This window comes from Serratia sp. CY33802 (assembly GCF_052169095.1).
In the GTDB taxonomy this organism is placed as follows: Bacteria; Pseudomonadota; Gammaproteobacteria; order Enterobacterales; family Enterobacteriaceae; genus Serratia; species Serratia bockelmannii.
This window is the reverse complement of record NZ_JBJNLL010000001.1, coordinates 80,427-103,955: the sequence shown is the minus strand read 5'-3', so window position 1 is coordinate 103,955 and position 23,529 is coordinate 80,427. Positions and strand designations below refer to the sequence as shown.

Below are 23,529 nucleotides of genomic sequence, written 5' to 3'. Positions count from 1 at the left end.
GCAGCCTGCGGCGGGCGCGCCGAGGGGCCAATATGGCGAGCAGGATCAAGAATGCGTGGAAAAAATCGGCGGATTTTAACTCTTGTTACCTTTTTCTGTATTTCGCCGCATTTTGGCCGGGCAACTACGCTTAATGACGTGACCTCACCCTTATTGAGCAGGAGCGACAGCATGAACGACCAGCAACGCCAGCAGCACGAGCCGGATGAGACAATGCAGGTAGAGAGCGAAGAGCAGGAACAGGGCAAACGCGAAATCGAAGTCAGGGAAGAGAATCTGCCGTCACGCGCGGCGGCGGTGCATGAACAGATCCGAATGGAAGGCGAAAAAGAGCTGGAGCGCGACGGGCTGGCGCTGCTGTGGTCGGCGATTGCCGCCGGGCTGTCGATGGGCGCCTCGCTGGCGGCGAAAGGCATTTTCCACGCCCGCTTGCCGGACGATCCCAGCCGCTTTTTCATTGAGAACCTCGGCTACACCTTCGGTTTTATCATTGTCATCATGGCGCGCCAGCAGCTGTTTACCGAAAACACCGTCACGGCGGTGCTGCCCATTATGCATAAACCCACGCCGCGCAACCTGCTTATCCTGCTGCGCCTGTGGGGCGTGGTGCTGCTCGGCAATCTGATCGGCACCGCGCTAGCGGCGCTGGCGTTTACCCATATGCCGCTGTTCGACGCCGAAACGCGCCGCGCCTTCATCAGCCTGGGCGAAGAGGTGATGCGCCATACGCCGGGAGAAATGTTCGCCAATGGCATCCTGGCCGGCTGGATCATCGCCACCATGGTATGGATGTTCCCGGCCGCCGGCGCGGCGAAAATTTGGGTGATCGTGTTGATGACCTACCTGGTGGCGATTTGCGATTTGACGCATATCGTGGTCGGCTCGGTGGAGATCCTGTATCTGGTGTTCAACGGCACGATGGGATGGCAAGCATTCGTTTATCCGTTCGCCCTGCCGACGCTGGCGGGCAACATCATCGGCGGCACCTTTATCTTTGCGCTGATCAGCCACGCGCAAATCCGCAACGATTTGAGCGCCAAAAATAAGGCGGCGCGCCTGCAAGAGGAAAAACGGCGCCACGGCGGGGAAAAACCGTGATCGCCGTCGGTTAGCCGAGGAAATTTCGGCGCGAACTGGCGAGGTATTGAGCAAACGCGCCGCTAAGCGCTTATTCTGCGGGTAAAAAAAGGTATAATGCCCCGGCAGCTTCGGTTGCCGGTCCGCAGCGTCCCCGTAGTTAAACGGATATAACAAGCCCCTCCTAAGGGCTAGTTACTGGTTCGATTCCAGTCGGGGACACCATTCTTTCTCATCAAGCCATTCCCCATCATCTGCACCCGCAATCCCCCTTTTCCCTTGTTCAGTCCCGGATTCCTCCAAGCGTTATGATGGGCATTAGTTGAAAAACTTGATATCCGTCGGCGTTGAGATCGTCGCCGCCTCACCTCTGGCCTGCAACTCGCCCGTCTCATCATCGAAATCGAACAGCGTAACGCTATTGGTGAACACATTCGTGACATAGAGGCGGTTGCCGTCGGCATCAAAAGCGAGCGCCCGCGGTTCAATGCCGCCGGCCTCATAGCGCGTCGGCACGCCTGGCAGACCGTCCCTGCCTATTTTAAATACCAGCAGGTGGTTATCGGTACCGCGATGGGTGGCAATAAGATATCTGCCGCCCGGGCTCAGGATAATAGCCCCGCCGCTTTTCGCCTCCGCCGAATCGAGGCCGCCGTTCAGTTTCACTTTTCCTCTCAGAGTCAATCGATTGTCGTTAACGGCAAACGCCTCGATCTCGCCCGCCATTTCAGTGATGACATACGCATATTCGCCTTCTGGCGAGAACACCATGTGCCGTGGACCGGCGCCGGGCGCAAAGCCGACATCGCGCGAAGCATCCGCCTGCAGCGGCTGCGCGTTATCCGGGCGATAGCGGTAGGCGTGCAACTTATCGCCGCCGAGATCCGCCGCGTACAGGTATTGGCCATCGCGGCTGAAGGTGGTGGAGTGCGCATGCCCGCCTTCCTGGCGCCCCTGCACGATGCCGGAGCCGGGTATAAACGGGTAATGCTGCACGCGTTCACCCAGTGTGCCGTCGCTGCGAATCGGCAATACCGTCACCCCCGCGCCGCCATTGGCGACGGAGTAGTTGGCGACAAACAGAAACTTACCGTCCGGGCTGAGTGTGGCATGCGTCGGCTGCTGGCCCGCACTGCTCACCGTATTCAGCATCCGCACGCTGCCAGCGTCGTCTATTGCCAAGGCGGTCACCGTTCCCGCATCCTCTTCATTGGTGACATAGGCGAAACGACCATCGCGAGATTTTGCGATCCATGACGGGCTTTTCATCTTGATGACATTGAGCAGCGTTAACGTGCCGTCGACATTTACCCTCAGACGATAGAGCCCTTCACTGGGGAACGCCGGTTTCTGCACCGCGGGCGCATCCGGAATATGGGTCCAGGTACCGACTAACGCTATTTGTTGAGGCTCCCGATTATTGGCCATCGCATTTCCTGAAAACATGAAGAGGGTTAATGCCAGCATTAATTGAATGACCTGCCAGCCTAAACCGGCAACGTTCACCCTGCCAGACACAGACAACGTTAAAGGTAGCATACCGAAAGCGTAATGGTGTTTATTCATTGAACCGGGGGATTTCTCTACACTCATGATGTCTCCTTTTCTCAACGCTACACCACAGGAATCAGTATATCGACATTAACAACTTCGCTGTTTAAATGCTCGTTTCTATATAGCTCAATAAAAAAGCTTTCCCTCATCTTGACATTAATGGCCGGCAGGTAAGCGTCATAGATGCTTTCAAAAAAATCAATGTACTCAGGCAACGCTCCCATAAAGGGAATAACAATATATTTCCCTCTGGGTATGTAGAAGTTAAAAATAGAGTGAAAAACCTCTTGTTCCTTACTATTTGAATGCCATTTACCCGCTCTGGTTTTTTCCACACCATAAGCTTTTCCATTCTTGCTTAACCATTTTTCATTAGTCTGCGTAATGTCACTGGCATCTCTGTATTTCCTTATGGAATGGAAAATCAATGCTTTGTACTGCTTTAACAACTCAATATCATCCGGCATGACCGTGTGATAAAAATAGGGCTTATTGTCATTGCCATACGGTGGGATCTGGATGGAGAAATCCCATCCCCGGCTGTTTCTAAAGCTGTTGGGCGTTTCGCCAAAGAAACGTTTGAATGCCCGCGTGTAACATTGCTGAGAGGCAAAGCCCGATGCCAAGGCGACATCCAGTATGTTCCCTTGATGTTGTTTAAGCAAAATTGCGGATCGGCTCAGCTTTCTGTGCCTGATATAAGTTCCGAGCGTCATACCAAAATAATGTTTAAACAGCCGTTGCAAATGCCATTTAGAATACCCTGAGATAATAGACACTTTCTCGACGGAAAGCCCCTCTATAATATTCTTCTCCATATACTCTAATACCTGTAAAAGAATATCTTTCCGATAGTCCATGTGCGCTCCTTGCCTTTATAAAAATTGTGTCCTTTTCATTAAAATCGTTAACCAACCAAACCAAGTCATTAAGATTAATCCTAAAAAAAATCACCTTGGCAGCGCCATTTTTGCGGCATAGGAAAAGTCATTACTTAAATAACTGAAAATGATCATGTTATATAAATCCACCCGCAAAAAAACGGCAAAACAAAAACAACCCACATAAAGTGCTCCCGTCAAAGATGCATTTACATCTCCAGGGAGAATCACACTTTTTGCCAATTGTTTTATCTTAACGTGTTTTTTTACACTCCACTGGCATGGCCGAATAGGAATTTCATCATCACAAATTAAATCGTGAATTTATTGTTTGGTCGGCTGATAAAATTATTGAACCTAATGCGAAGAAGTAGGAACAATGTCGAGGGAGGATGCGGTGGATAAACGCAAGGCCTTAACCTCGGGCCAGATAATCGCAGATCTTCATAGCGCGTTTCTTTTTTATCTTTTCCCATACAAAGCAGAATCGATGTTTCAACAAACCTTGTTCGATGCCCTACGTTACCCTCCACGCCAATTGGGGCGCCATTTATGCCTCGCTCTTCCCTCGTAACAGTGCCGTGTCTGCATACGCTGTGCTTTGTTGCCACAGCACGGCAAAAAGCCCGGCTCGCCAGGCCGGGCTTTTCATTAACGGACTGATTAATCAGCCAGGTTGTCGATCTCTGCCGATCGGTGCTTGCGCAACAGATACAGCAGCAAAGATACCCGCCGCTCGGTGCGTTCCGGGGTATCCGGCGGCAGGTTGTAGCGCAAGGTGTAGCGCTCGTTGTTCTCGTTGCAAAAATCGATGACGAGCACGGGAGCAGACGCTCCCGCCACTTTTCGATAGTTCAGCGAGATGCACGACAGGTTTTTTCTCATCTCAACTTACCGCGACGGTACGGCGGGTTGATTCGGCAATCCGCCCCACGCCGGCGCTCAGCGCAGCGCCCAACAGCAGTATCAGCAGTGAGCCCCATGCGGCGCGAGACAGTTGTTTGGCCGCTTCATCAGCCGCTTCACGCGCTTTCTGCTCGGCCTCGGCCTTGAGTTTCTCCACTTTCTGCACCGCTTGCTGGTAAGCCTGAGCATAATTATCGACGATTTGGCTCGCTTCATCGCGGCTCTTGCCGGTGCGTGCCGCAACGATATTCACCAACGCATCCTTGTCGGCGGCGCTCAACGTCGGCTCACCGGACTGCTTGACGCGCTCGAACCACTGCTTAAGCTCGGTGGCGGCCTGCGCCGGATCTGCCGCGGCATCCACGGCCGACTGTTTGCCGTCGGCGGTCGCCCTATCGGCCTTCTGTTCCAACCGAGCCGGATCCAATTCCGGCTTGCCGGTCTGCTTGAGCGTGGCGTTCAACTGATTTTCCAGGCTTCCCCAGTCAAGGCTGATGCCCTTTTTATCCAGCTGTTGCTTGAGGCCTTCACCCACGTTTGGCGCTGCCGCCGCCAGGCCGCTGCCCGCCAGCGAGAGCCCTTTACCCACCGCGCTGCCCGCCAGCCCCACCACGCCGCTTGCCAATGAAACCATCAGCCAGGTGGTCAGCAAGGTGGTGATCGCCCAGCTCAGCAGGCCATGCAAACCGCCGCGGTTCGGCGCAGTGCGTCCGGCGACGAACGCGCCGGCGGCCAGCGATGCCAGCGTGGAAACCAGCAGCCAGATCCCGGTGCCGGTGCCAAAGCCGCTCAGCGGATTGCCCTTTTGCATCATATCTACGGCCTGGGCGCCGATCGCCGTGCCCAGCACGCTGAAGATCAGGTAGGTCACCAGCGCTACGGCACTCCCGGCCAATATCGAGCCCCATGACACCTGAAACGCAAAGCGATTTGATTCATAGACAGTGGTCATCGTTGTTCCTTATATTTTCTGGACAAGTGATTGCACGCACGGTGGATAACCGCGCAGACAAATTCAGTCTGCCGCGCGGCGTCGTCGGCCGTCCCGGTTCATTTGCGCCAGAATGCCTAGTGCATTCACACCCTGCGAATACGCACGTTATGCACTAAGCTGCTCAGCGAGTAGCGTAACCCGCGGCCCCGTCAGAGGCCGCTCCCCTTCTGTCTAGCGGAGAGCACATGAACCCATCCGTCCTGGCCAGCGAAACCCACCGCGGCCACCTGCAGCAAATCATCTCCGGCTTGTCCGACGGCGTGATCCTGACGGATACCGATCAAACGCTTCTCTGGGCTAACGAGGCCGCGTTGGCCATGCACGGCGTGAGCCACCAGAAAGCCCTGGGGGCCAATGCCGTCGAGTACGCGGCGCGTTTTGCCCTGCGTTATCGCAACAACCACCCGCTGGCGCAGGAACAGTACCCGCTGAGCCGGGTTGCCGATGGCGAGACCTTCACCGATGTGGTGGTGGAGGTTCGGCAGGTCGACGGTCCGGAGAGCTTCTGGGTGCACCGATTGCGGAGCCTGATCATCACCGATGCGCAGGGGCAGCCGGAGCTGCTGGCGCTGATCCTGAGCGACGCAACGGAGTGGGCCAGCGCCGAACAGCGCTTTGAAAAAACCTTCAACGCCAATCCGGCGCCGGCGGTCATTTGTCGGCTAAGCGACCTGCGTTACGTCAAGGTCAACCAAGGGTTCCTTGATATGACCGGTTACCAGCGTGAACAGGTCATGGGGCGTTCGGTTTATGAACTCGACGTCTTGGAACAGGCAGAGCACAAAGAGCTGGCGGTTCAGCGCCTGGGGGAAGGCGCCACCATTCCGCAGATGGAGGCCGAGCTGAAACTGCCCGGCGGAGGAAGTAAGCTGGTGGTGGTTGCCGGTCAACCGCTGGATATCAATGAAGACGACTGCATGCTGTTCACGTTTACCGATCTCGAACCCCGGCGCCTGGCGGAATCGGCGCTACGAGAAAGTGAAGAGCGGTTCGCCAAGGCATTTCGCCTGAGCCCGGTGCCGACGTTGGTGTGTACCGCAGACGAGCGGCGCGTGCTGGACGTCAACGAAGCGTTCACCCGCACCACCGAGTACGACGCCGAAGCGTTGATCGGCAAAACGGTCGATGAGATCCAGTTTATTGACGATCCCGAGGCGAACCGCCGTTTGTTTGCCGCACTGGAAAAAAGCGGCAACGTCGAAGGGTTGGATATCCAGGTGCGAAAGAAAGGGAGCGAGCTAATCGACTGCGTGGCCTCGGCGGATGCCGTCAGTATCCATAATGCGCCCTGCTACCTGTTGGTGCTCATGGACATTACCGAGCGTAAACGATCGGAGCTGGAGCTGGTGAATGCCATCGAAGAAGTGATGCAGGATGCCTCGTGGTTCAGCCAAACTTTGATCGAAAAACTGGCCAACGTAAAAAGCATCAACCGGCCCGACCAGGCTGGATTCACCGCCAGCGACCTCACGCCGCGCGAGCGCGATGTGCTGGAATTGATTTGCGAGGGGCTGCCGGACAAGAAAATCGCGGCGCGTCTCAATCTGGCGCTCAACACCATCCGCAATCATGTCGCGACGGTCTATTCCAAACTCGGCGTGCACAGCCGCAGCGAAGCCATCGTCTGGGCCAGAGAGCGCGGGCTGTTTACCGGCGGAGCGGCCTCCAGGAACGGCAAGTAGCCTGCAAATGCACTACCCGCACCGATGCAAACGCCCCTTATGAGCGCAGAGTGAAGTGCATAACATGGCGGTGCAAATGCAGGCTTTCGCTCTGTGCGAACGCCAAACGGATCGAACCTTAGGAGCACATCATAATGAACAGCGAAAAAGCCAATGGCATGATGGACAAAGTGGCGGGCAAAGCGCAGGAAATCGCAGGTGACGTCAGCGGTAACGAACGTTGGCAGGCCGAAGGCGTCACGCGCCAGGCAGTGGGCGCGCTGCAAGAAAAATACGGCGACGCCCTGAGCTGCGCCGGCAGTATGATGAAGAAAAACCCCCTCGCCGCGTTGGCACTCGTTGCCGGCGCAGGTTTGTTGGCCGGCCTGCTGCTGCGTCGCCGTTGATTAGCGCCGACGATCAACCTGCTTTTCCCTGAATGTTGTGCCCGGTGGGTAACCACTGGGCACGGTTCTCTGGCCAGGCGGGGCTCAGCGTTATCGATTGCTACCTCCATCTCGTTGGCATCCGGGCTTAACGCGTACTCAACGTCGCCATGCGACGGATGATTATGGCGAAACCGTTATATCCCGCAGGGAATATGAGCTTTTATCGTTCAGGCTGCGGTACACCGCCTTTACTCGCTGCTTAACGGCACCTCTTTTTATTATATTCGTCCTATTGCTGATTATCATCGCCCCCACCGTCTGTTATTTCCGGTTGTTATGCAATTCTCTTCAACATATCGAAATCCCTCGGCATAAAAACCGAATAGATCAATCAGGCTGGGTTTATCCTCCGCGCCATTAAATGTTAATATTGCCAGATTGTGCGCACGGAGAAATAGCATGTTCCCCAGTAAAAAACATTCACAGCGGGCGACCCCGCTGACCAGCTATCAATTTTCCCGGCTGCATACTTTTGAATGCGTCGCCCGCCATTTATCTTTTGCGCTGGCGGCGCAAGAATTGTCGATCACCCCCAGCGCCGTAAGCCACCGCATTAATTTGCTCGAAAAGGAATTGGGCTTTCTGCTGTTTCAGCGCTTTCATCGCAGAATTACCCTGACGCCGGAGGGCGAGCGCATGCAATGGGCGCTGGACAGTTCCTTCAACACCTTGAATCAGGAAATTCTGGACATTAAAAATCGCGAGTTGACGGGAACATTGACCCTCTACTCACACCCGTCTCTGGTGCAATGTCTGCTGCTGCCGCGCATCGGCGACTTTATCGCCCAGCACCCCACCATTCACCTCAACATTTTGACCGGGCAGGAAATCATCAACCTGGCCAACCGCGGCGTGGACCTGGCGATGTACTTCGGCAAACTGCCCTCGGGGCGGCATCTGGACGAGGCCTTTATGCAGGAATCGATGGTGCCGATTTGCACGCCGCAGTACGCCGCTGCACATAACCTGTACGATGCGCCGGAAAACCTGGCTCACTGTACGCTGCTGCACGATCGCTACAACTCCGGCGAAGATGAGTGGCAAACCTGGTCACAACACTTTGCGTTGGGGCTGGATACCGACAGTAAAAGCATGGAGTTCGACCGTTCCGATCTCGCGGTACTGGCCGCCACACGGCACCTTGGCGTCGCCATGGGGCGGCTTAATCTGGTGCAGGACTGGATAAAAAGCGGCGAACTGATCATTCCGTTCACCAACATGACCGTGCCCTGTGAGCACTGCTATTTTACCTCGACCATTTCCGAACGGCAGTGGCCCAAGATCCTCGCGTTTAAGCAGTGGATCATGAAAATCTCCCCTCTGGTCTGATAGCCAGAGGGTTAGCGCTCTACTTTGGGGGAATAAGAAAAATGCAGCGCGCAGGCGTAGAGCCGGCCGGCCTTTGAATAAGAAATATATTTGCGACTTTTATCCCAGGTCAGCAGGGAATTATTGGCAAAATAATAAACCTCCAATCGCATCCCATTCGCCAACCTCGACCAGCCTCGGCTTCTTATCACGGTAAAATCACCGTTATCGCTGAGCGTAATCAGCGGCACGCCCCAAGCATAGCGGGATATTTGCAACTGAATAATGAATTGGCTTTCGCAGCTTATTTGGTAGTTCTGTACATCAACATCCATAATTTATATTTTTGGTGCCACCCTTCGGTCAAAATAAAGAAGATATGAACAACTCACCACGATTAACCCCAGCACGATCAGCACGGCACCCAATACAAACTCAATTTGCAGTGGTTCGCCGAGAATGGCTACCCCCGCCAGGATGCCGAATATCGGCGTCATAAAGGTGAGAATGCCCAGCGAGGAAGCCTGATAACGGCGCAGCAGTGAAAACCAGATCAGGTAGCTGAAAAACGACACGATCAGCGTTTGGAACAGCAGGCTGCACCAGGCCACCGGGCTCAGGACGACGTGCAAATTGCCCGTCGCTATCGCCAGCAGCGACAGCAGCACGCAGGCGCCCGTCAACTGGAATAACAACGTCTGTTTGGCCGGGCACTCCGCCAGACGCGTGGTACGGATCACCAGGGTAGAACCGCCCCAGGCGATCCCCGCCAGCAGGCCATAGAAATCGCCTTTCAGCCGATCGGCTCCGCCACTTCCGTCAGCCATGCCCGATATGGCCAGCACCACGCCGCCAAAGGCGATGAGCATGCCCAGCCACTGCACCGGCGACAGACGCTCCTGAGGAAGGAGAAAATGCAGACCGAGGGCGGAAAATAGCGGCGCGGTGTACAAAAACACCGCCATATGCGAGGCGCTGGTGTAGCGCAGCCCTTCGGAGACAAAAAAGAACTCCAGCGCGAACAATGCCCCTACGCTCAAACCGGCGCTCAGCGTGGCGCGATCCCAGGTGAAACACTCGCCGCGGCAACGCGCCAACAGGTATACCCCCAGCGCGGCGAGGCCCGAGCGAATGGCAATTTGCAGCACCGCCGACACATCCTGCTCGGCGGCCTTGATCGCCACCTGCTGCATCCCCCAGATGGCGCAAAGCAGCACCATGGCGGCGGCGGCCCTGCCGTCAATACCGACTCTTGCATTCATAATAGCATTCTCGCCACCGTTGAAATAATCACAGGCCACCGTAGAATTATTCTTTATACACCACGATTTCCTGATAAAGTTTAATAACCTCACCATCGCTGTCGACGGAGTCGGTATATTCAGTTTGCTGCGCTAAATGAATCACCCGCCATCCTTTACGCGCCAATTCCGGGATCGTCAGGCGCCCCACGCCGCGGCAGGTAAACAGGGTATCGTCAGATAACCTGAGTTTGCTAACCTCTGCATAATCATAAGCTTGAGAATGGCAAACGTGCGACTCCGCCGCCATCGTCGGTAATGAAAACAGCCCCACCAACAACATTAACAGATTTCTCATGGCGACCTCCCAATCGCTTATTCCTGCCGACCGTTTACGCAGAAGAAGGCAAACGTTAATACGGCGGTGACAGGCTGAAATTAATTATCTCTTGCACGACTAAAATTACAGGCTGACGCCGATGACTGACAAATGAAAAATATAAACCTTGGCGTTAGATGAATTCATCCGAATCGAGAGACATAAATAATGGCGCTTTTCACCGCACGAAATGGTCAAAAACCGGCCAATAATTAGCAAGAAAAGTAATTATTTATCTCACCGTTTATGTTACAAATGCCGCCCGCCGCTAAAACACCAAAAAAACCGTCAAAATGCGTGAAAACGCAGCGTTCTGCGCAAAACATCGGCATGGCGGCGCTGATGGGGCGGTCATACATAAAACAGGGATAACACATGGCAATGAAATTGCGCGTAGTGACTCAAGCGGTGGCGCTGGGTCTGGCGATCGGCAGCGCGTCGTTCGCCGCTCAGGCAGAAATCACTCTGCTGAAGCAAGATCCACAGGCCGGCGATCCGCTCAGCCGCCTGAACTTTACCGTTGGCGGCAGCATCCGTCCGCAGTTCAACAACATGACGGGCGACGGTGACAAGGGCTCGTATAAGCGTAACGGCTTCGATGGCGGCACCCGTTTCCGTTTCGCAGCGGACTACTACCTGTTCGACGATATCAGCTGGATCAGCTACTACGAGCTGGGCGTGAACATTCCGGCGCTGTTTGACTGGGATCACCACTATGCCGACGGCGCGAGAAACACCAGCCGCCGTATGCTGTATACCGGCCTGAAAAGCAACACCTGGGGCCAGATGACCTTCGGTCAGCAAAACAGCGTTTACTATGACGTGGTTGGCGCCAAGACCGATATCTGGGACTACGACATGCTGGCCCAGGCACCGGGCAACGGCATCAACGGCGACTACGACGGCTCTTACCGTTCACGCAAAATGCTGAAGTACAAGAACCGCTTCGGCGATGCGGACGTTTACGCCTCGTACCTGTTCAGCGACAGCGACTACCTGCCGGGCAACGGCCTGCGTTATAAGCGCAAAGGCGGCGGCTCACTGGGCGTGGATTACCACATTACACAGGATCTGACCTGGGGTACCGCCTGGAACTACACCCGCGCCGAAATGCGCAACCCGTCCACCAGCGGCAGCAAGAGTTATGACCAGAACATTTTCGGTACCGCCATCAGCTGGAAACCGGACAACTGGACGCTCACCTTCGGCGGCGGTTACTACAACGACTTCCTGACCACCAAGAAAGCCGACGTCAACAATTACTTCGCCGGCGATGCGTGGGGTATCGAATACCTGGCCGGTTATACCGTGCCGGTGGGCCAGTACGCGGTGAAATCGGTGATGCCGTACTTCATGGGCGACCGCCTGGAATACATCAGCGGCCGCAACTACCAGCGCATCGACAACGGCCTCGGGGTTACCGTACAGTTTGACTACGGTTTCCGCGTTGACGTAGAGCACGTGCTGACATCGAGCACCGACAACCTCGGCGATATGACCGTGGTCCGTCTGCGCTACGATTTCTGATTGCTCAGAACGTAAAAAAGGCCGCGCAAGCGGCCTTTTTCGTTGTTTGAAGCAGCGGTCAGAAGCCGCCGCGCGCCGAGCGCCCTACCGCTTCGCCCAGTTGCCATACCGCCATGGCGTAATGGGTGCTGTGGTTATAGCGGGTGATAGTGTAGAAGTTCGGCAGACCGTACCAATACTGGTAGCCGGTGCCGACGTCCAGCCGCAGCAGGCTGGCCTCTTGGTTATCCCCGAGTGAACCCTGCGGGCTCAGGCCGGCTTCAGCCAGTGCGGCGACCGAGTAGCGGGTCTTGAAGCCGTTTTCCAACCCCGGCGCCTGGCCGTTGGCCTGAATGGCGACCGGCTCGCCCTTGGACCAGCCGTGCGCCTTGAAGTAATTGGCCACGCTGCCGATGGCATCGACCGGATCCCACAGGTTGATATGCCCATCGCCGTTGAAGTCGACCGCGTAGCTTTTGAAGGAAGAAGGCATGAACTGCCCATAGCCCATCGCGCCGGCGAAGGAGCCGCGCAGCTCGAGCGGATCGTCACCTTCGGTGCGCGACATCAGCAGGAAGGTTTCCAACTCACCGGCGAAGTAATCGGCGCGGCGCGGGTAGTTGAAGGCCAGCGTCGCCAGCGCGTCGATAATGCGGGTTTTACCCATTACGCGGCCCCAGCGGGTCTCCACGCCAATAATCCCCACGATGATCTCCGGCGGCACGCCGTACACCTGCCAGGCGCGCTGCAGCGCATCCTGATATTGATTCCAGAACACCACGCCGTTTTGCACGTTATCCGGGGTGATGAACTTGTTGCGGTAGCGCAGCCAGGAACCGTTCGGCCCGGTTGGTCCCTGAGTAGACGGCGTCGGCGCCTGTCTGTCCATCAGCCGCAGCACCGAGTCCAATCGCCGAGCCTGCGCCAGCACGTCGTGCAGCTGCTGCCGGTCAAACCCGTGTTCCTGCACCATCTTATCGATAAAGCGCGCGGTATTCGGGTTATTGGCGAAATCCCCTCCCAGCGGCGCGCCGCTGTGCGCCGGGCTCAGCAAAAAGCCGCCCTTTACCGGGGTGCTCTGCGGCGTAGCGGTGGTACTGGGTTTCGGCGTGCTGCTACAGGCAGCAAGCAAGGTAATCAGCGGTAAAAGCGCAACCAGGTGACGCATCGGATATCCATAGCCATGCAAGAGATAAGTGGGAGTTATGTTAATGCATTGTTCAACGCGAACAAACAGGATTATGCCGCCAATGACCGCGTCAGGTAGCCAAACGTGCCAAATTGTGACGTTTTGCTCGGTGAAAGGACGCCCTGTGCGGCCGCGTGGAATCTCAACCGCGACTAAATGAGAAAAATTATCACCTTGACGCCCCCGTTTACCCCGCTAGAATGCCCGGCTGCTTGCCATCCGGCCTCCGCCGGGCGGCCAATGATGACGACAACGGACTGTGATGGAATCTCTCGGACAACTCACCAAAGACCTTTACCGCGGGCGCATCTCGCGCAAACCCTTTGTTTTCTCGCTGGCGATCTTCGCCGTTGGCATCGTGCTGCTGTCGTTTCTGTCGACCTATCTGGATAAAAACCATTTTCGCGCCCATGCGCACGGCGACACCGAGGAATTCGTCTCGGTGCTGCTGTATCTGCTGTGCATCATGGTGTGGGCGCTGTTCTGTTTTGGCCTGGTGGCGTGGTTTATGGCCAAAACCGCGTTTCGCCTTAATGATATCGGCCTGCCCGGTTGGGTGCTGGCCGTCACATGCTACGTTTGCTCGGTGCTCAACAACTACTCCCCCGGCCCGGTGGCGCGCTGGCTGCCGCTGTTCAGTCTGGCCGTCATGATCTGCGCCCTACTGTTGCCGCCCGACGGGCGTCGCAAGCCGCGTGAACATGCCGATTGAGCGCCATTCCGCTCAAGGCTATGGCTATCCGCCGGCCGCGCCGTCACAATAGCGCCTCATTCAGGTTTCAATCAGGGATTGCCATGTACAGCCACTACCCCGCCCATTACACCTTCGATAGCGACAGCGACGCCTGGCAGATCGGTTTCCACGACTTCCCCGAGTGGCAATCTGCCTGCTATAAACGCGAAGACATCGAGCTGGAAGCGCAGGAAAGCCTGCTGGCCGCCATCGCCGCCGCGATGGATGAAGGTCTGCCTCTGCCCGCCCCTTCTCCTGCGCAAACCGATGACTTGAAAGTACACCTGCCGGCGCTGGTGGCGCTGAAGATCGAACTGCACAATGCCATGCTACGCAAAAACACCGGCAAAGCGGCGCTGGCGCGCAAGCTGGGATTCAACGGCGGGCAAATGGAGCGGTTGCTGGATATCGGCTACGCCTCGAAGGTTGAAGCGCTGGAGCAGGCGTTGTATCTGCTGGGCTACGAAGTGCGCGTGACAATAAACGAAGTTTGCCAATAGGTTAGCAACAGGTAAGCAAAATATTATCCGCAGGGGCTAAATTTTCCTCCATTCGCGCCGATGTGATCGTTACCTAATCACTTGTCGCAACAACGAAGGCTAAAAATGGAGTGGAGTCGCCGTCATATTTGGGCCGTTATTCTGCTGTCTTGTCTCGTTTTTTGGGGCATTCTGGCGACCGGCATCAACGCCGTCGCCTGAGCGCCCGCCGCTGCATTGCTTCATCCCCTATTTTACAGCCCGCCACGGCGGGCTAGTTACTGTCGCCCGCCCATAAAAAGCGTTATAAAACAGCGCACCCTGTTCAAAAAACAGCCGAAAATTGTGATCAAAAACACAGTATTGAAATCAGACCAGTATTGAGAGTACATTAGCGCCGATCCTGTCGCGGTTCGGATTTTACCTCACGGAGCATGAGGCGCGACAACCGGACAGCCCGCGCTCGAGGACGTTGTTCTTTCGCTTGGAAGAATCCGCCCGACAAGCAGGCTGCCCATAAAATACTCAGCACAACAATCGGGATCATTGCTGGCGAGGACTCCAGACAGGAGTTGTTCAGTGAAATATTTTTTGATGGGCGTGTCATTCATGCTGGTTGCCTGGGTTGGCACCTTCATGTTGATGGTTGCCTGACGGTAGCCAGACCAGGAACACAGCCAAAGGGACGCGCAAGCGTCCCTTTGTCGTTTCTGTTAACGATCATTTGCCCGGCATCATGCGGCGCAAGGTGTCGTCCTTACGCAGGTAGTGATGAAACAGCGCCGCCAACGCATGTGCGCCAATGATAAAGTAGCCGATATTCGCCAGCGTCTCATGAACCGTTTTGACCAGCCTGCGCATCACCGGATCCGGCGTCACCCACTGCGGCATCGGCCAGCCCAGCAAAGACCACGATTTCCCGCCGTAGGCCAGGGTTAACATGCCCAGCAACGGCAACATCAGGAAGACCACGTACAGCAGCCAATGGAAGATCTTGGCGCCCACTTCCTGCCATTCCTCCAGCGGCGGCGTGGTCGGCGGCGCAGCGTGGAAAGCGCGCATGGCCAACCGAATCAGCATCAGGGCAAAAACCGATACCCCAAAATTAAAGTGCAGATTTTTGACCAGCGGCGCCCACGCCTCCGGCACTGAATCCTTCAGCAACATCGCCGCATAGGTGAGGATCACCATCAGCAAAGTCAGCCAATGTAAAACGATTTGCGATCGCGCGTAGCGGTTGCTCATACACTCTATCCAAAAAATAAAATTCAGCGTAGTTGAGCATAATGGGGAAATAATGAAGAAAACCTTGGGACGGAAAAAATAAGGCCGGGCGAACGCCCGGCCTGACAGGATTATTTGGCGCTGCCGGCTTTGCCCGGCTTCAGCAGCCCGTCCGCGCGGAACATCGCCTTGATACCGCGCACCGCCTGGCGGATTCGGTCCTGGTTCTCGATCAGCGCGAAACGCACGTGGGTATCGCCGTAGTCGCCGAAGCCGATGCCCGGCGAGACGCAGACCTTGGCTTCCGCCAGCAGGCGTTTGGCAAATTCCAGCGAACCGAGGTGGGCATAAGGCTCGGGAATTTTCGCCCACACGTACATCGACGCCTTCGGGTTTTCCACCATCCAGCCCGCCTCATGCAGCCCCTTCACCAACACGTTGCGGCGCTGCCGATACTGCTCGGCGATATCGCGCACGCACTGCTGATCGCCTTCCAGCGCGGCGATGGCCGCCACCTGCAGCGGCGTAAAGGTCCCGTAGTCGTGATAGCTCTTGATGCGCGCCAGCGCGCTGACCAGTTCGGGATTGCCGACCATGAACCCGATGCGCCAGCCGGCCATGTTATAGCTTTTCGACAGGGTGAAGAACTCCACCGCGATGTCTTTCGCCCCCGGCACCTGCATGATCGACGGCGCTTTCCAGCCGTCATAAACGATATCGGCATAGGCCAGATCGTGGATCACCAGCACGTTGTACTGTTTGGCCAGCGCCACCACCCGCTCGAAGAAATCCAGCTCCACGCACTGCGCGGTCGGGTTGGACGGGAAGCCGAGGATCATCATTTTCGGGCGCGGAATGGTTTCCCGAATGGCGCGCTCCAGCTCACCGAAGAAATCCACACCGTCCACCAGCGGCACCGAGCGCACCTGGGCGCCGGCGATCACCGCGCCGTAAATGTGGATCGGGTAGCTGGGGTTCGGCACCAGTACCGTATCGCCGTGATCAAGGGTCGCCAGCATCAGGTGCGCCAGCCCCTCTTTCGAACCGATAGTGACGATGGCTTCGCTTTCCGGATCGATATCCACCTGATAACGATCGGCATACCAGCGCGAAATGGCACGGCGCAGGCGTGGAATGCCGCGCGAAGTAGAGTAACCGTGGGTATCGTCGCGCTGGGCGACGGCGCACAGTTTTTCCACGATGTGCGGCGGCGTCGGGCCGTCGGGGTTCCCCATGCTGAAGTCGATAATATCCTCGCCGCGACGGCGTGCGGCCATCTTCAGTTCGGCGGTGATGTTGAATACGTAAGGGGGAAGGCGTTCAATGCGCGTGAAACGGCGCTGTGGACTGTTATCAGCCATAGGGGATTCCTCGATAGACGTTAGCGCCCGGACCGTCCGAGCGACGCTGGCCAGCGAACTGACCGAATATCGAACATAGCGCAGCGCCGACGAGCTTGTCGATACCTGGCGCGATATTTTTATTTGCCGCCCTGAAACTCCGTCGCCAACAGCCCGAACAGCCAGTCGTCGCACCACTGATCCGCCAGACGGTAGTTGTCGCGCAGCGTGCCCTCCAGCTGAAAACCGCACGACTCCAGCAGGCCGCGCGAGGCGACGTTACCGGCGGTCACGGTGGCGGTCAACTTGTGAAAACCGCAGGCGTTCACCGCAAAATCCAGCACTGCCCGCAGCGACTCCTTGCCATAGCCCTTGCCCTGCCCGGAAGGCAAACTCCCGTATCCCACTTCCGCCTGCCGATACGGCGCCCAGTGCGGACGAAAGCCGGTAATGCCCACCGCCTCTCCGCTGTGCTTCTCACGCATCACCAGACACAACCACTGCTCGCCGTGTTTGTCCCAGGCCGGCAGCCGCTCTTCGAACCGAGCGCGGATCTCCGCTTCGCTGCGCGGATCGGAGATGTAACGGATCACCTCGGGATCTTGGTACAGGCGCAGAAACAGCGGCCAATCCTCGACGGTTATCGACTGTAAGTGCAGACGTTCAGTGACCAGCTTCATAAAATCTCCGAAAAACGAAAAAGAGGAACTTACGAATGAAAGATATCTCTTTATTTTCCCCGATTGGTTGCCGATAATCATTCACGTTAAAACCACAAAACCTTAACGTCTTGCCCGATTCCCTACAACTGCCCGCCGCCGTTATCCACGCGGCACCAGGAGAACACCATGGCCTCTTTAGTCATCGACGATATTCCGCAGACGATCGTTAACGTCAAGCGCCAGCTGCGCCAGGCATTGCCGAACTACCGCGACGTCTTTCTAGCGCTGGAAGAGAACATCCGCGGCCAGGTCGAACAGATCCGCCGCGAGCTGGCCGCCGGCCATAATCCGGTGCCGCAGATCGACGCAGAAGATATCCTGCAGCAGCGCGTCAGCGAGCAGCAAATAGCGCTGATCAAACAGCGCGGCGCCTGCGCCATTCGCGGCGTGTTCCCCCGCGCCAAGGCCGAAGGCTGGAACCGGGAAATCGGCGACTACCTTGAGCGCAACAACTTCGTCGAACGGTTGAAAAACGCCGCCGAAGACAACTATTTCGGCAAGTTGGCCGCCAGCAAGCCGCAGATTTACGGCATCTATTGGTCAAAACCGCAGGTTGAAGCGCGGCAGGATGCGCGCATGCATGCGGTGCAGGTGTTCCTCAACAGCCTGTGGGCCACCGAGAGCAACGGCAAACAGCATTTCGATCCGACCCGCGTCGCCACCTACGCCGATCGCACCCGCCGCCGCCCGCCGAGCTCCTCGTCGCTGGGCCTGTCACCGCACGTCGACAGCGGCACCATTGAGCGCTGGCTGGACGAAAACTTCCGCTATGTATATCGCCACGTTTTCTCCGGCGACTGGCAGCAGTACGATCCCTTCGCCGCCGACGGCCGCACCGAGGTGCGCGAAATAGCCTCCCCGGCGGTCTGCTCGATGTTCCGCACCTTCCAGGGTTGGACGGCGCTGACGCCGCAGCGCACCAACGCCGGCACGCTGAACCTGGTGCCGATCGCCAACGCCATGGCCTATGTGTTGCTGCGCGCGCTGCAGGACGACGTCGCCGACGACGATCTGTGCGATGCGGCACCGGGCCGCGCGCTGTCGATCTCGGAAAAGTGGCATCCCCTTTTATTAAGTGGGATTTCCCCCATTCCCGATCTGGAGCCGGGCGACACGGTCTTTTGGCACTGCGATGTGATCCACGCGGTGGAGAACGAGCATAACGGCGAGTTCGACAGCAACGTGATGTACATCGCTGCCGCGCCGGGCTGCGAGAAAAACGACGCCTATCTGCAGCGCCAGCTGCCGAGCTTTATCGACGGCAGAACGCCGCCAGACTTCGCCCCTGACGACTTCGAGGTGGATTTCGACGGCCGCGCCACCGTCGACCTGCTGACGCCACTGGGCAAAGCGCAGCTCGGCATGGGCTGATCCCCCGCCCGTGGCGCACGCCACGGGCCCCTTTCGCTGTGGTATACTGCCGCCATCCGTAAGCCGCAGCGAGAACCCGTCGTGCACCCTTTTTTTGAAATGCTGTTGGCGGTGTTTGATCGCGCCGCGCTGATGTTGATCTGTCTGTTTTTCCTGACCCGCACCCGGCTGTTCCGCCAACTGCTGCAAAAAGAAGACCATACGCCGCTCGAGCTCGGCATCGTCACGGCGATCTTCTCGCTGTTCGCGCTGTTCAGCACCTACTCCGGCATCAACGTCGAAGGATCGCTGGTTAACGTGCGCGTCATCGCCATCATGGCCGGCGGCATCCTGTTCGGCCCCTGGGTGGGGATCGTCACCGGCATCATCGCCGGCGTGCACCGTTATCTGATCGACATCGGCGGCATCACCTCGGTGCCTTGTCTTATCACCAGCATCATCGCCGGCATCAGCGCCGGTTACATCAACCTCAAGGTGAAAAAAGAGCAGCGCTGGCGTGCCGGCATCGTCGGCGGCATGCTGTGCGAATCCCTCACCATGCTGCTGATCGTGCTGTGGGCCAAGCCGACCGAGCTTGGGCTGGACATCGTGTCGCAGATCGCCCTGCCGATGATCCTCGGTACGGTGTGCATCGGCCTGATCGTGCTGCTGGTACAGAGCGTCGAGGATGAGAAAGAAGTGATCGCCGCGCGCCAGGCCAAACTGGCGCTGGATATCGCCCACAAGACGCTGCCCTATTTCCGCAACATCAACAGCGAATCGCTGGCCACCATCTGCGATATCATTCGCCAGGACATCCGCGCCGACGCGGTGGCGATCACCGATACCCACCAGGTGCTGGCCTACGTCGGCGTAGGGCGTGAAGCCTACCCGATCGGCCGCGAAGGGCTGAGCCGCGTCACCCGCGAAAGCATTCGCCACGGCAAAATCATCATCAAGAACAACCTGGAAAACCCGGCCGCGCCGCAGATCCATTCGCAGCTGGTGGTACCGCTGTGGGAAAAAGGCGAAGTGACCGGCGCGCTGAAAATCTACTACTGCCACGCCCACCAGATCACCAACACACTGAAGGTGATGGCGGTCGGGCTGTCGCAGATCATCTCCACGCAGATGGAGGTTTCGCGCATCGAACACCTGCGCCAGATGGCGGATAAAGCCGAAATGCGCGCGCTGCAGAGCAAGATTAACCCGCACTTCCTGTTCAACGCGCTGAACGCCATCTCTTCCTCTATTCGCCTGAATCCGGACACCGCGCGCCAGCTGATCATTAACCTGTCGCGCTACCTGCGCTACAACCTGGAGCTGAACGACGAACTGATCGATATCCGCAAGGAGTTACATCAGATTCAGGACTATATCGCCATCGAACAGGCCCGCTTCGGCGCCAAGCTGACGGTAATTTACGACATCGACGACGACGTCTCGGTGCGCATTCCGAGCCTGCTGATCCAGCCGCTGGTGGAGAACGCCATCGTGCACGGCATCCAGCCCTGTAAGGGGAAAGGGGTGGTGGTGATCGCGGTGAAGGATCAGGGCGACCGGGTGAAGATTTCGGTGAAGGATACCGGTAACGGCATCAACCAGGACACCATCGATCGGGTGGCGCGCAACGAAATGCCGGGCCACAATATCGGCCTGCTCAACGTGCATCACCGCGTGTCGCTGCTGTACGGTGAGGGGTTGCATATCCGCCGCCTGGAGCCGGGCACCGAAATCGCGTTCTACATCAGCAAAAACGGCGGCAAGCTGCATCAGGAACCAAGCGCGCCGCCGGTCGGGGAGGCCTCATGAAAGCCATCATCGTGGAAGACGAATTCCTCGCGCAGGAAGAACTCAGCTACCTGATCAAGAAACACAGCAATATCGATATCGTCGCCACCTTCGAGGATGGCCTCGACGTCCTCAAATACCTGCAGACTCACCAGGTCGACGCCATTTTCCTCGATATCAACATCCCGTCGCTGGACGGCGTGTTGCTGGCGCAAAACATCAGTAAATTCGCGCATCGCCCGTCGATTGTGTTCATCACCGCCTATAAAGAGCACGCGGTGGAAGCGTTCGAGATCGAAGCGTTCGACTATATCCTCAAGCCCTATCACGAGGCGCGCATCGTCACCATGCTGCAAAAACTGGAGGCGCTGCATCATCGCCCCGCCGGCGCGACGGAGCCGGCCAGCGCGCCGAGCCGCGGCAGCCATAGCATCAACCTGATCAAAGACGAGCGGATCATCGTTACCGACATCAACGACATCTATTACGCCGCCGCCGATGAAAAGGTGACGCGGGTCTATACCCGCCGGGAAGAGTTCGTGATGCCGATGAACATCACCGAGTTTTACGGCCGGCTCCCGGAAGAACATTTCTTCCGCTGCCATCGCTCTTACTGCGTTAACCTGGCGAAGATCCGCGAGATCGTCCCCTGGTTCAACAATACCTACATTCTGCGGCTGAGCGATCTCGAGTTTGAAGTGCCGGTCAGCCGCAGCAAGGTGAAAGAGTTCCGCAAGCTGATGCGCCTGTAAGCGCTTACCAGCGCGGGCCCGGACGGTAGTAATAGCCGGGCGGCGGCGGTGGCGGCATGCGGTAATGCGGCCGATCTCGCCAGTCGCGCCGCGGTGGCCCGTAGTAAATCACCCGTGGCGGCGGGCCGTAATAGTACCCGCGCGGGCGTTCATACCGGTGATGATCGGCCCACCAACGCGGATCGCGCCAGCGATAGCCGTCCCAGTAGTGGCCGCGATTATCGCGATCGCCGATATGCAACGACAGGCCAGGCACGTTCACGCCGATGGACACGTCGGCCTGGCTCGCCAGCGGCAGCGCCAGCAGCGCGGCCAGTAACAACAGCGTTTTTTTCATTTCATGGACTCCTGCAGAGCGGACCTCGTCCGATCGCAGATAACATAGTCCCGCGCTCATCGCCGCTCTATAGGCGCAATGCCGATTTACGCCTTTCAGACGCATCCTTCACAATTTCACCACAATCGTTCACCGCCGATTAACAATAAATCGTTGATATCTTTGATGTAGATCACGTGTCACCCCCGGCATTTCACGCGCTTTTCGGCGCAAAAACGGCAACTCACGCCGCATAACATGCATTTCATTCCTTCCGTCGTGCAACTCATTCCCGATCCGCCGCCCGCCGGGGGTGCCGGCCATATAATAAGCCCATACCGCGGGAACACAGATTCACCCCGCAAATTTCAGCCAACGGCTCACGCCCGGCAACGCACACACAGGAAGGAGACCGGCCATGAACACCAAACCGGCAAATCGCAGCTTAATCGTTCTCGGCACCATCATCTGTCAGATGGGTCTGGGCACCATCTACACCTGGAGCCTGTTCAACCAGCCGCTGGTCGACAAGTTCCACTGGGGGCTGGCAGACGTTGCCACCACCTTCTCCATCACCAGCTTCTTCCTGGCCTTCGCCACGCTGTTCGCCGGCAAGCTGCAAGAACGCTTCGGCATCCGCAATCTGACGCTGTGTTCCGGCATCCTGGTCGGCCTGGGTCTCATCGCCAGCGCCCACGTCAGCTCGCTTGACATGATTTACCTGCTGGCCGGCGTGGTGGTGGGCTTTGCGGTCGGTATCGCCTACATCTCCACCCTGTCCAACCTGATTAAGTGGTTCCCCGCCAACAAAGGCCTGATTTCCGGCATCTCCGTCGGCGCCTTCGGCAGCGGTAGCCTGCTGTTCAAATACGTCAACGCCGCCCTGATCGCCGACGTCGGCGTTTCCGGTGCCTTCTTCTACTGGGGTGCCATCGTGATGGGCCTGATCGTCGTCGGCTCCCTGCTGCTGAAAGAGCCGGTGCTGGCGACCAACGCCGCACAGCCAGGCGCCAACGGTCTGGGTAACGACTACAGCGTGCGTCAGATGCTGGCCACCAAAGAAGCCTACCTGCTGTTCACCATCTTCTTCGCTGCCTGCATGAGCGGTCTGTATCTGATTGGCATCGTGAAAGACATGGGCGTTCAACTGGCCGGGATGGACTTGGCCACCGCCGCCAACACAGTGTCCGCCGTCGCCATCTTCAACACCGCCGGCCGCATCATCCTGGGTACGCTGTCCGATAAAGTGGGCCGCATGCGCGTCATCAGCTTCACCATGCTGGTTACCGTGCTGGCGATTGTCGCCCTGAGCTTCATGACTCTGAACCACACGCTGTTCTTCATCTGCGTCGGCGCGGTGGCCTTCTGCTTCGGCGGCAACATCACCGTGTTCCCGGCGATTGTCGGCGACTTCTTCGGCCTGAAAAACCACAGCAAGAACTACGGCATCATCTACCAGGGCTTCGGCCTGGGCGCGCTGGCCGGTTCGTTCGTCGCCAAATACTTCGGCGGCTTCCACGCCACCTTTATGGTGATTGGCGTCCTGTCCGCCGCTTCTCTGCTGATTACGCTGTTCATCAAAGCGCCGAAGGCGGTGGCAGCGGAAACGGCAGAAACCGCCCAAACGGCGGAGCTGGCCAAAGCCTGATACCCCACGAAAACGACAAGGGGCGCAAC

At 57.4% G+C, this 23,529-nt stretch carries 24 protein-coding genes and 1 tRNA gene; 13 read left to right on the top strand and 12 right to left on the bottom strand.

Features of this window, described 5'->3' with window-relative positions; all coding sequences use genetic code 11:
- The first annotated feature begins 171 nt into the window (after positions 1 to 171).
- A complete protein-coding gene (locus tag ACJ8HA_RS00545) occupies positions 172 to 1,098 on the top strand; it encodes a formate/nitrite transporter family protein (protein ID WP_089196128.1) in 927 nt (308 codons plus the stop codon).
- A 129-nt stretch (positions 1,099 to 1,227) separates the two neighbouring features.
- Positions 1,228 to 1,302 (top strand) — tRNA-Arg (locus ACJ8HA_RS00540).
- A gap of 93 nt (positions 1,303 to 1,395) precedes the next feature.
- Here ACJ8HA_RS00540 and ACJ8HA_RS00535 read toward each other — a convergent pair.
- The 4 genes from ACJ8HA_RS00535 to ACJ8HA_RS00520 form a co-directional block, all read right to left on the bottom strand.
- Positions 1,396 to 2,670 carry a lactonase family protein gene (locus ACJ8HA_RS00535; protein ID WP_235614423.1) on the bottom strand — a complete coding sequence of 425 codons (1,275 nt, stop codon included), beginning with the start codon at positions 2,668 to 2,670 and terminating at the stop codon, positions 1,396 to 1,398.
- 20 nt (positions 2,671 to 2,690) lie between these two features.
- Entirely contained in the window at positions 2,691 to 3,491 is an 801-nt protein-coding gene (locus tag ACJ8HA_RS00530; RefSeq protein WP_025303734.1) for a helix-turn-helix domain-containing protein, read from the bottom strand.
- Positions 3,492 to 4,175: 684 nt separating this feature from the next.
- Positions 4,176 to 4,334 (bottom strand): hypothetical protein, encoded by a 159-nt coding sequence (locus ACJ8HA_RS00525; protein WP_230201404.1) that lies wholly within the window; start codon positions 4,332 to 4,334, stop codon positions 4,176 to 4,178.
- A gap of 64 nt (positions 4,335 to 4,398) precedes the next feature.
- A complete protein-coding gene (locus ACJ8HA_RS00520; protein ID WP_089196130.1) occupies positions 4,399 to 5,370 on the bottom strand; it encodes a TIGR04086 family membrane protein in 972 nt (323 codons plus the stop codon).
- 227 nt (positions 5,371 to 5,597) lie between these two features.
- Here ACJ8HA_RS00520 and ACJ8HA_RS00515 point away from each other — a divergent pair, with 227 nt between their 5' ends.
- The 3 genes from ACJ8HA_RS00515 (at position 5,598) to dsdC (ending at position 8,851) form a co-directional block, all read left to right on the top strand.
- Complete coding sequence (locus tag ACJ8HA_RS00515; protein WP_089196131.1) at positions 5,598 to 7,094, top strand: helix-turn-helix transcriptional regulator; 1,497 nt, start codon at positions 5,598 to 5,600, stop codon at positions 7,092 to 7,094.
- A gap of 134 nt (positions 7,095 to 7,228) precedes the next feature.
- Positions 7,229 to 7,480, top strand: a complete 252-nt coding sequence (locus ACJ8HA_RS00510) for a CsbD family protein (RefSeq protein ID WP_025303738.1) — start codon at positions 7,229 to 7,231, stop codon at positions 7,478 to 7,480.
- Between the two features lie 441 nt (positions 7,481 to 7,921).
- Positions 7,922 to 8,851, top strand: a complete 930-nt coding sequence (gene dsdC, locus ACJ8HA_RS00505) for a DNA-binding transcriptional regulator DsdC (RefSeq protein ID WP_025303739.1) — start codon at positions 7,922 to 7,924, stop codon at positions 8,849 to 8,851.
- 11 nt (positions 8,852 to 8,862) lie between these two features.
- Here dsdC and ACJ8HA_RS00500 read toward each other — a convergent pair whose 3' ends face one another.
- Genes ACJ8HA_RS00500 through ACJ8HA_RS00490 form a run of 3 tightly spaced genes read right to left on the bottom strand, consistent with a single transcriptional unit; the run spans position 8,863 to position 10,429 of the window.
- A complete protein-coding gene (locus ACJ8HA_RS00500; RefSeq protein WP_049294901.1) occupies positions 8,863 to 9,165 on the bottom strand; it encodes a hypothetical protein in 303 nt (100 codons plus the stop codon).
- Between the two features lie 3 nt (positions 9,166 to 9,168).
- A complete protein-coding gene (locus tag ACJ8HA_RS00495; protein ID WP_049294925.1) occupies positions 9,169 to 10,092 on the bottom strand; it encodes a DMT family transporter in 924 nt (307 codons plus the stop codon).
- Positions 10,093 to 10,138: 46 nt separating this feature from the next.
- Positions 10,139 to 10,429, bottom strand: a complete 291-nt coding sequence (locus ACJ8HA_RS00490) for a hypothetical protein (RefSeq protein WP_025303742.1) — start codon at positions 10,427 to 10,429, stop codon at positions 10,139 to 10,141.
- A 396-nt stretch (positions 10,430 to 10,825) separates the two neighbouring features.
- Here ACJ8HA_RS00490 and ACJ8HA_RS00485 point away from each other — a divergent pair, with 396 nt between their 5' ends.
- Positions 10,826 to 11,977, top strand: a complete 1,152-nt coding sequence (locus tag ACJ8HA_RS00485) for a porin (RefSeq protein ID WP_025303743.1) — start codon at positions 10,826 to 10,828, stop codon at positions 11,975 to 11,977.
- A gap of 58 nt (positions 11,978 to 12,035) precedes the next feature.
- Here ACJ8HA_RS00485 and mltB read toward each other — a convergent pair whose 3' ends face one another.
- Positions 12,036 to 13,124: a lytic murein transglycosylase B gene (gene mltB, locus ACJ8HA_RS00480; protein WP_049203736.1), complete on the bottom strand. Its 1,089-nt coding sequence runs from the start codon at positions 13,122 to 13,124 to the stop codon at positions 12,036 to 12,038.
- Positions 13,125 to 13,407: 283 nt separating this feature from the next.
- Here mltB and ACJ8HA_RS00475 point away from each other — a divergent pair, with 283 nt between their 5' ends.
- The 3 genes from ACJ8HA_RS00475 to ypdK all read left to right on the top strand — a co-directional run bounded on the left by ACJ8HA_RS00475 (position 13,408) and on the right by ypdK (position 15,011).
- Positions 13,408 to 13,857, top strand: coding sequence for a DUF805 domain-containing protein (locus ACJ8HA_RS00475; protein WP_025303745.1), 450 nt, complete (start codon positions 13,408 to 13,410; stop codon positions 13,855 to 13,857).
- A gap of 83 nt (positions 13,858 to 13,940) precedes the next feature.
- Positions 13,941 to 14,378: an antitoxin HicB gene (locus tag ACJ8HA_RS00470; RefSeq protein WP_043140242.1), complete on the top strand. Its 438-nt coding sequence runs from the start codon at positions 13,941 to 13,943 to the stop codon at positions 14,376 to 14,378.
- A 558-nt stretch (positions 14,379 to 14,936) separates the two neighbouring features.
- Positions 14,937 to 15,011, top strand: coding sequence for a membrane protein YpdK (ypdK, locus tag ACJ8HA_RS00465; RefSeq protein ID WP_099782600.1), 75 nt, complete (start codon positions 14,937 to 14,939; stop codon positions 15,009 to 15,011).
- A 66-nt stretch (positions 15,012 to 15,077) separates the two neighbouring features.
- Here ypdK and ACJ8HA_RS00460 read toward each other — a convergent pair whose 3' ends face one another.
- The 3 genes from ACJ8HA_RS00460 to ACJ8HA_RS00450 form a co-directional block, all read right to left on the bottom strand.
- Positions 15,078 to 15,602 carry a cytochrome b gene (locus ACJ8HA_RS00460; RefSeq protein WP_043140246.1) on the bottom strand — a complete coding sequence of 175 codons (525 nt, stop codon included), beginning with the start codon at positions 15,600 to 15,602 and terminating at the stop codon, positions 15,078 to 15,080.
- 110 nt (positions 15,603 to 15,712) lie between these two features.
- Positions 15,713 to 16,942, bottom strand: coding sequence for an alanine transaminase (gene alaC / locus ACJ8HA_RS00455; protein ID WP_016926818.1), 1,230 nt, complete (start codon positions 16,940 to 16,942; stop codon positions 15,713 to 15,715).
- A 119-nt stretch (positions 16,943 to 17,061) separates the two neighbouring features.
- On the bottom strand, positions 17,062 to 17,601 hold the full coding sequence (locus tag ACJ8HA_RS00450) for a GNAT family N-acetyltransferase (protein ID WP_060447970.1): 540 nt from the start codon (positions 17,599 to 17,601) through the stop codon (positions 17,062 to 17,064).
- Positions 17,602 to 17,769: 168 nt separating this feature from the next.
- Between ACJ8HA_RS00450 and ACJ8HA_RS00445 the strand changes: the two genes are divergently transcribed.
- The 3 genes from ACJ8HA_RS00445 (at position 17,770) to ACJ8HA_RS00435 (ending at position 21,536) form a co-directional block, all read left to right on the top strand.
- Entirely contained in the window at positions 17,770 to 19,014 is a 1,245-nt protein-coding gene (locus ACJ8HA_RS00445) for a DUF1479 domain-containing protein (RefSeq protein WP_089196132.1), read from the top strand.
- 99 nt (positions 19,015 to 19,113) lie between these two features.
- Complete coding sequence (locus tag ACJ8HA_RS00440; protein ID WP_060447971.1) at positions 19,114 to 20,805, top strand: sensor histidine kinase; 1,692 nt, start codon at positions 19,114 to 19,116, stop codon at positions 20,803 to 20,805.
- The gene (locus ACJ8HA_RS00435; RefSeq protein ID WP_025303751.1) at positions 20,802 to 21,536 is read left to right on the top strand and encodes a LytR/AlgR family response regulator transcription factor; all 735 of its coding nucleotides are present in this window, start codon (positions 20,802 to 20,804) and stop codon (positions 21,534 to 21,536) included. The genes ACJ8HA_RS00440 and ACJ8HA_RS00435 overlap by 4 nt, the downstream gene beginning before the upstream one ends.
- A gap of 4 nt (positions 21,537 to 21,540) precedes the next feature.
- On the opposite strand, the gene ACJ8HA_RS00430 is transcribed toward ACJ8HA_RS00435, so the two are convergent.
- Positions 21,541 to 21,873 (bottom strand): DUF2502 domain-containing protein, encoded by a 333-nt coding sequence (locus tag ACJ8HA_RS00430; RefSeq protein ID WP_025303752.1) that lies wholly within the window; start codon positions 21,871 to 21,873, stop codon positions 21,541 to 21,543.
- A gap of 397 nt (positions 21,874 to 22,270) precedes the next feature.
- On the opposite strand from ACJ8HA_RS00430, the gene ACJ8HA_RS00425 reads away from it, so the two are divergent.
- Positions 22,271 to 23,500, top strand: coding sequence for an L-lactate MFS transporter (locus tag ACJ8HA_RS00425; protein WP_060433775.1), 1,230 nt, complete (start codon positions 22,271 to 22,273; stop codon positions 23,498 to 23,500).
- The last annotated feature ends 29 nt before the right edge of the window (positions 23,501 to 23,529 follow it).

Excerpts from the sequence above, each read along its gene's own strand:
- ACJ8HA_RS00545 (WP_089196128.1), top strand. The coding sequence starts at position 172 with ATGAACGACCAGCAACGCCAGCAGCACGAGCCGGATGAGACAATGCAG.
- ACJ8HA_RS00535 (WP_235614423.1), bottom strand. The coding sequence starts at position 2,670 with ATGAGTGTAGAGAAATCCCCCGGTTCAATGAATAAACACCATTACGCT.
- ACJ8HA_RS00530 (WP_025303734.1), bottom strand. The coding sequence starts at position 3,491 with ATGGACTATCGGAAAGATATTCTTTTACAGGTATTAGAGTATATGGAG.
- ACJ8HA_RS00520 (WP_089196130.1), bottom strand. The coding sequence starts at position 5,370 with ATGACCACTGTCTATGAATCAAATCGCTTTGCGTTTCAGGTGTCATGG.
- ACJ8HA_RS00515 (WP_089196131.1), top strand. The coding sequence starts at position 5,598 with ATGAACCCATCCGTCCTGGCCAGCGAAACCCACCGCGGCCACCTGCAG.
- ACJ8HA_RS00510 (WP_025303738.1), top strand. The coding sequence starts at position 7,229 with ATGAACAGCGAAAAAGCCAATGGCATGATGGACAAAGTGGCGGGCAAA.
- dsdC (WP_025303739.1), top strand. The coding sequence starts at position 7,922 with ATGTTCCCCAGTAAAAAACATTCACAGCGGGCGACCCCGCTGACCAGC.
- ACJ8HA_RS00500 (WP_049294901.1), bottom strand. The coding sequence starts at position 9,165 with ATGGATGTTGATGTACAGAACTACCAAATAAGCTGCGAAAGCCAATTC.
- ACJ8HA_RS00495 (WP_049294925.1), bottom strand. The coding sequence starts at position 10,092 with ATGAATGCAAGAGTCGGTATTGACGGCAGGGCCGCCGCCGCCATGGTG.
- ACJ8HA_RS00490 (WP_025303742.1), bottom strand. The coding sequence starts at position 10,429 with ATGAGAAATCTGTTAATGTTGTTGGTGGGGCTGTTTTCATTACCGACG.
- ACJ8HA_RS00485 (WP_025303743.1), top strand. The coding sequence starts at position 10,826 with ATGGCAATGAAATTGCGCGTAGTGACTCAAGCGGTGGCGCTGGGTCTG.
- mltB (WP_049203736.1), bottom strand. The coding sequence starts at position 13,124 with ATGCGTCACCTGGTTGCGCTTTTACCGCTGATTACCTTGCTTGCTGCC.
- ACJ8HA_RS00475 (WP_025303745.1), top strand. The coding sequence starts at position 13,408 with ATGGAATCTCTCGGACAACTCACCAAAGACCTTTACCGCGGGCGCATC.
- ACJ8HA_RS00470 (WP_043140242.1), top strand. The coding sequence starts at position 13,941 with ATGTACAGCCACTACCCCGCCCATTACACCTTCGATAGCGACAGCGAC.
- ACJ8HA_RS00460 (WP_043140246.1), bottom strand. The coding sequence starts at position 15,602 with ATGAGCAACCGCTACGCGCGATCGCAAATCGTTTTACATTGGCTGACT.
- alaC (WP_016926818.1), bottom strand. The coding sequence starts at position 16,942 with ATGGCTGATAACAGTCCACAGCGCCGTTTCACGCGCATTGAACGCCTT.
- ACJ8HA_RS00450 (WP_060447970.1), bottom strand. The coding sequence starts at position 17,601 with ATGAAGCTGGTCACTGAACGTCTGCACTTACAGTCGATAACCGTCGAG.
- ACJ8HA_RS00445 (WP_089196132.1), top strand. The coding sequence starts at position 17,770 with ATGGCCTCTTTAGTCATCGACGATATTCCGCAGACGATCGTTAACGTC.
- ACJ8HA_RS00440 (WP_060447971.1), top strand. The coding sequence starts at position 19,114 with ATGCTGTTGGCGGTGTTTGATCGCGCCGCGCTGATGTTGATCTGTCTG.
- ACJ8HA_RS00435 (WP_025303751.1), top strand. The coding sequence starts at position 20,802 with ATGAAAGCCATCATCGTGGAAGACGAATTCCTCGCGCAGGAAGAACTC.
- ACJ8HA_RS00430 (WP_025303752.1), bottom strand. The coding sequence starts at position 21,873 with ATGAAAAAAACGCTGTTGTTACTGGCCGCGCTGCTGGCGCTGCCGCTG.
- ACJ8HA_RS00425 (WP_060433775.1), top strand. The coding sequence starts at position 22,271 with ATGAACACCAAACCGGCAAATCGCAGCTTAATCGTTCTCGGCACCATC.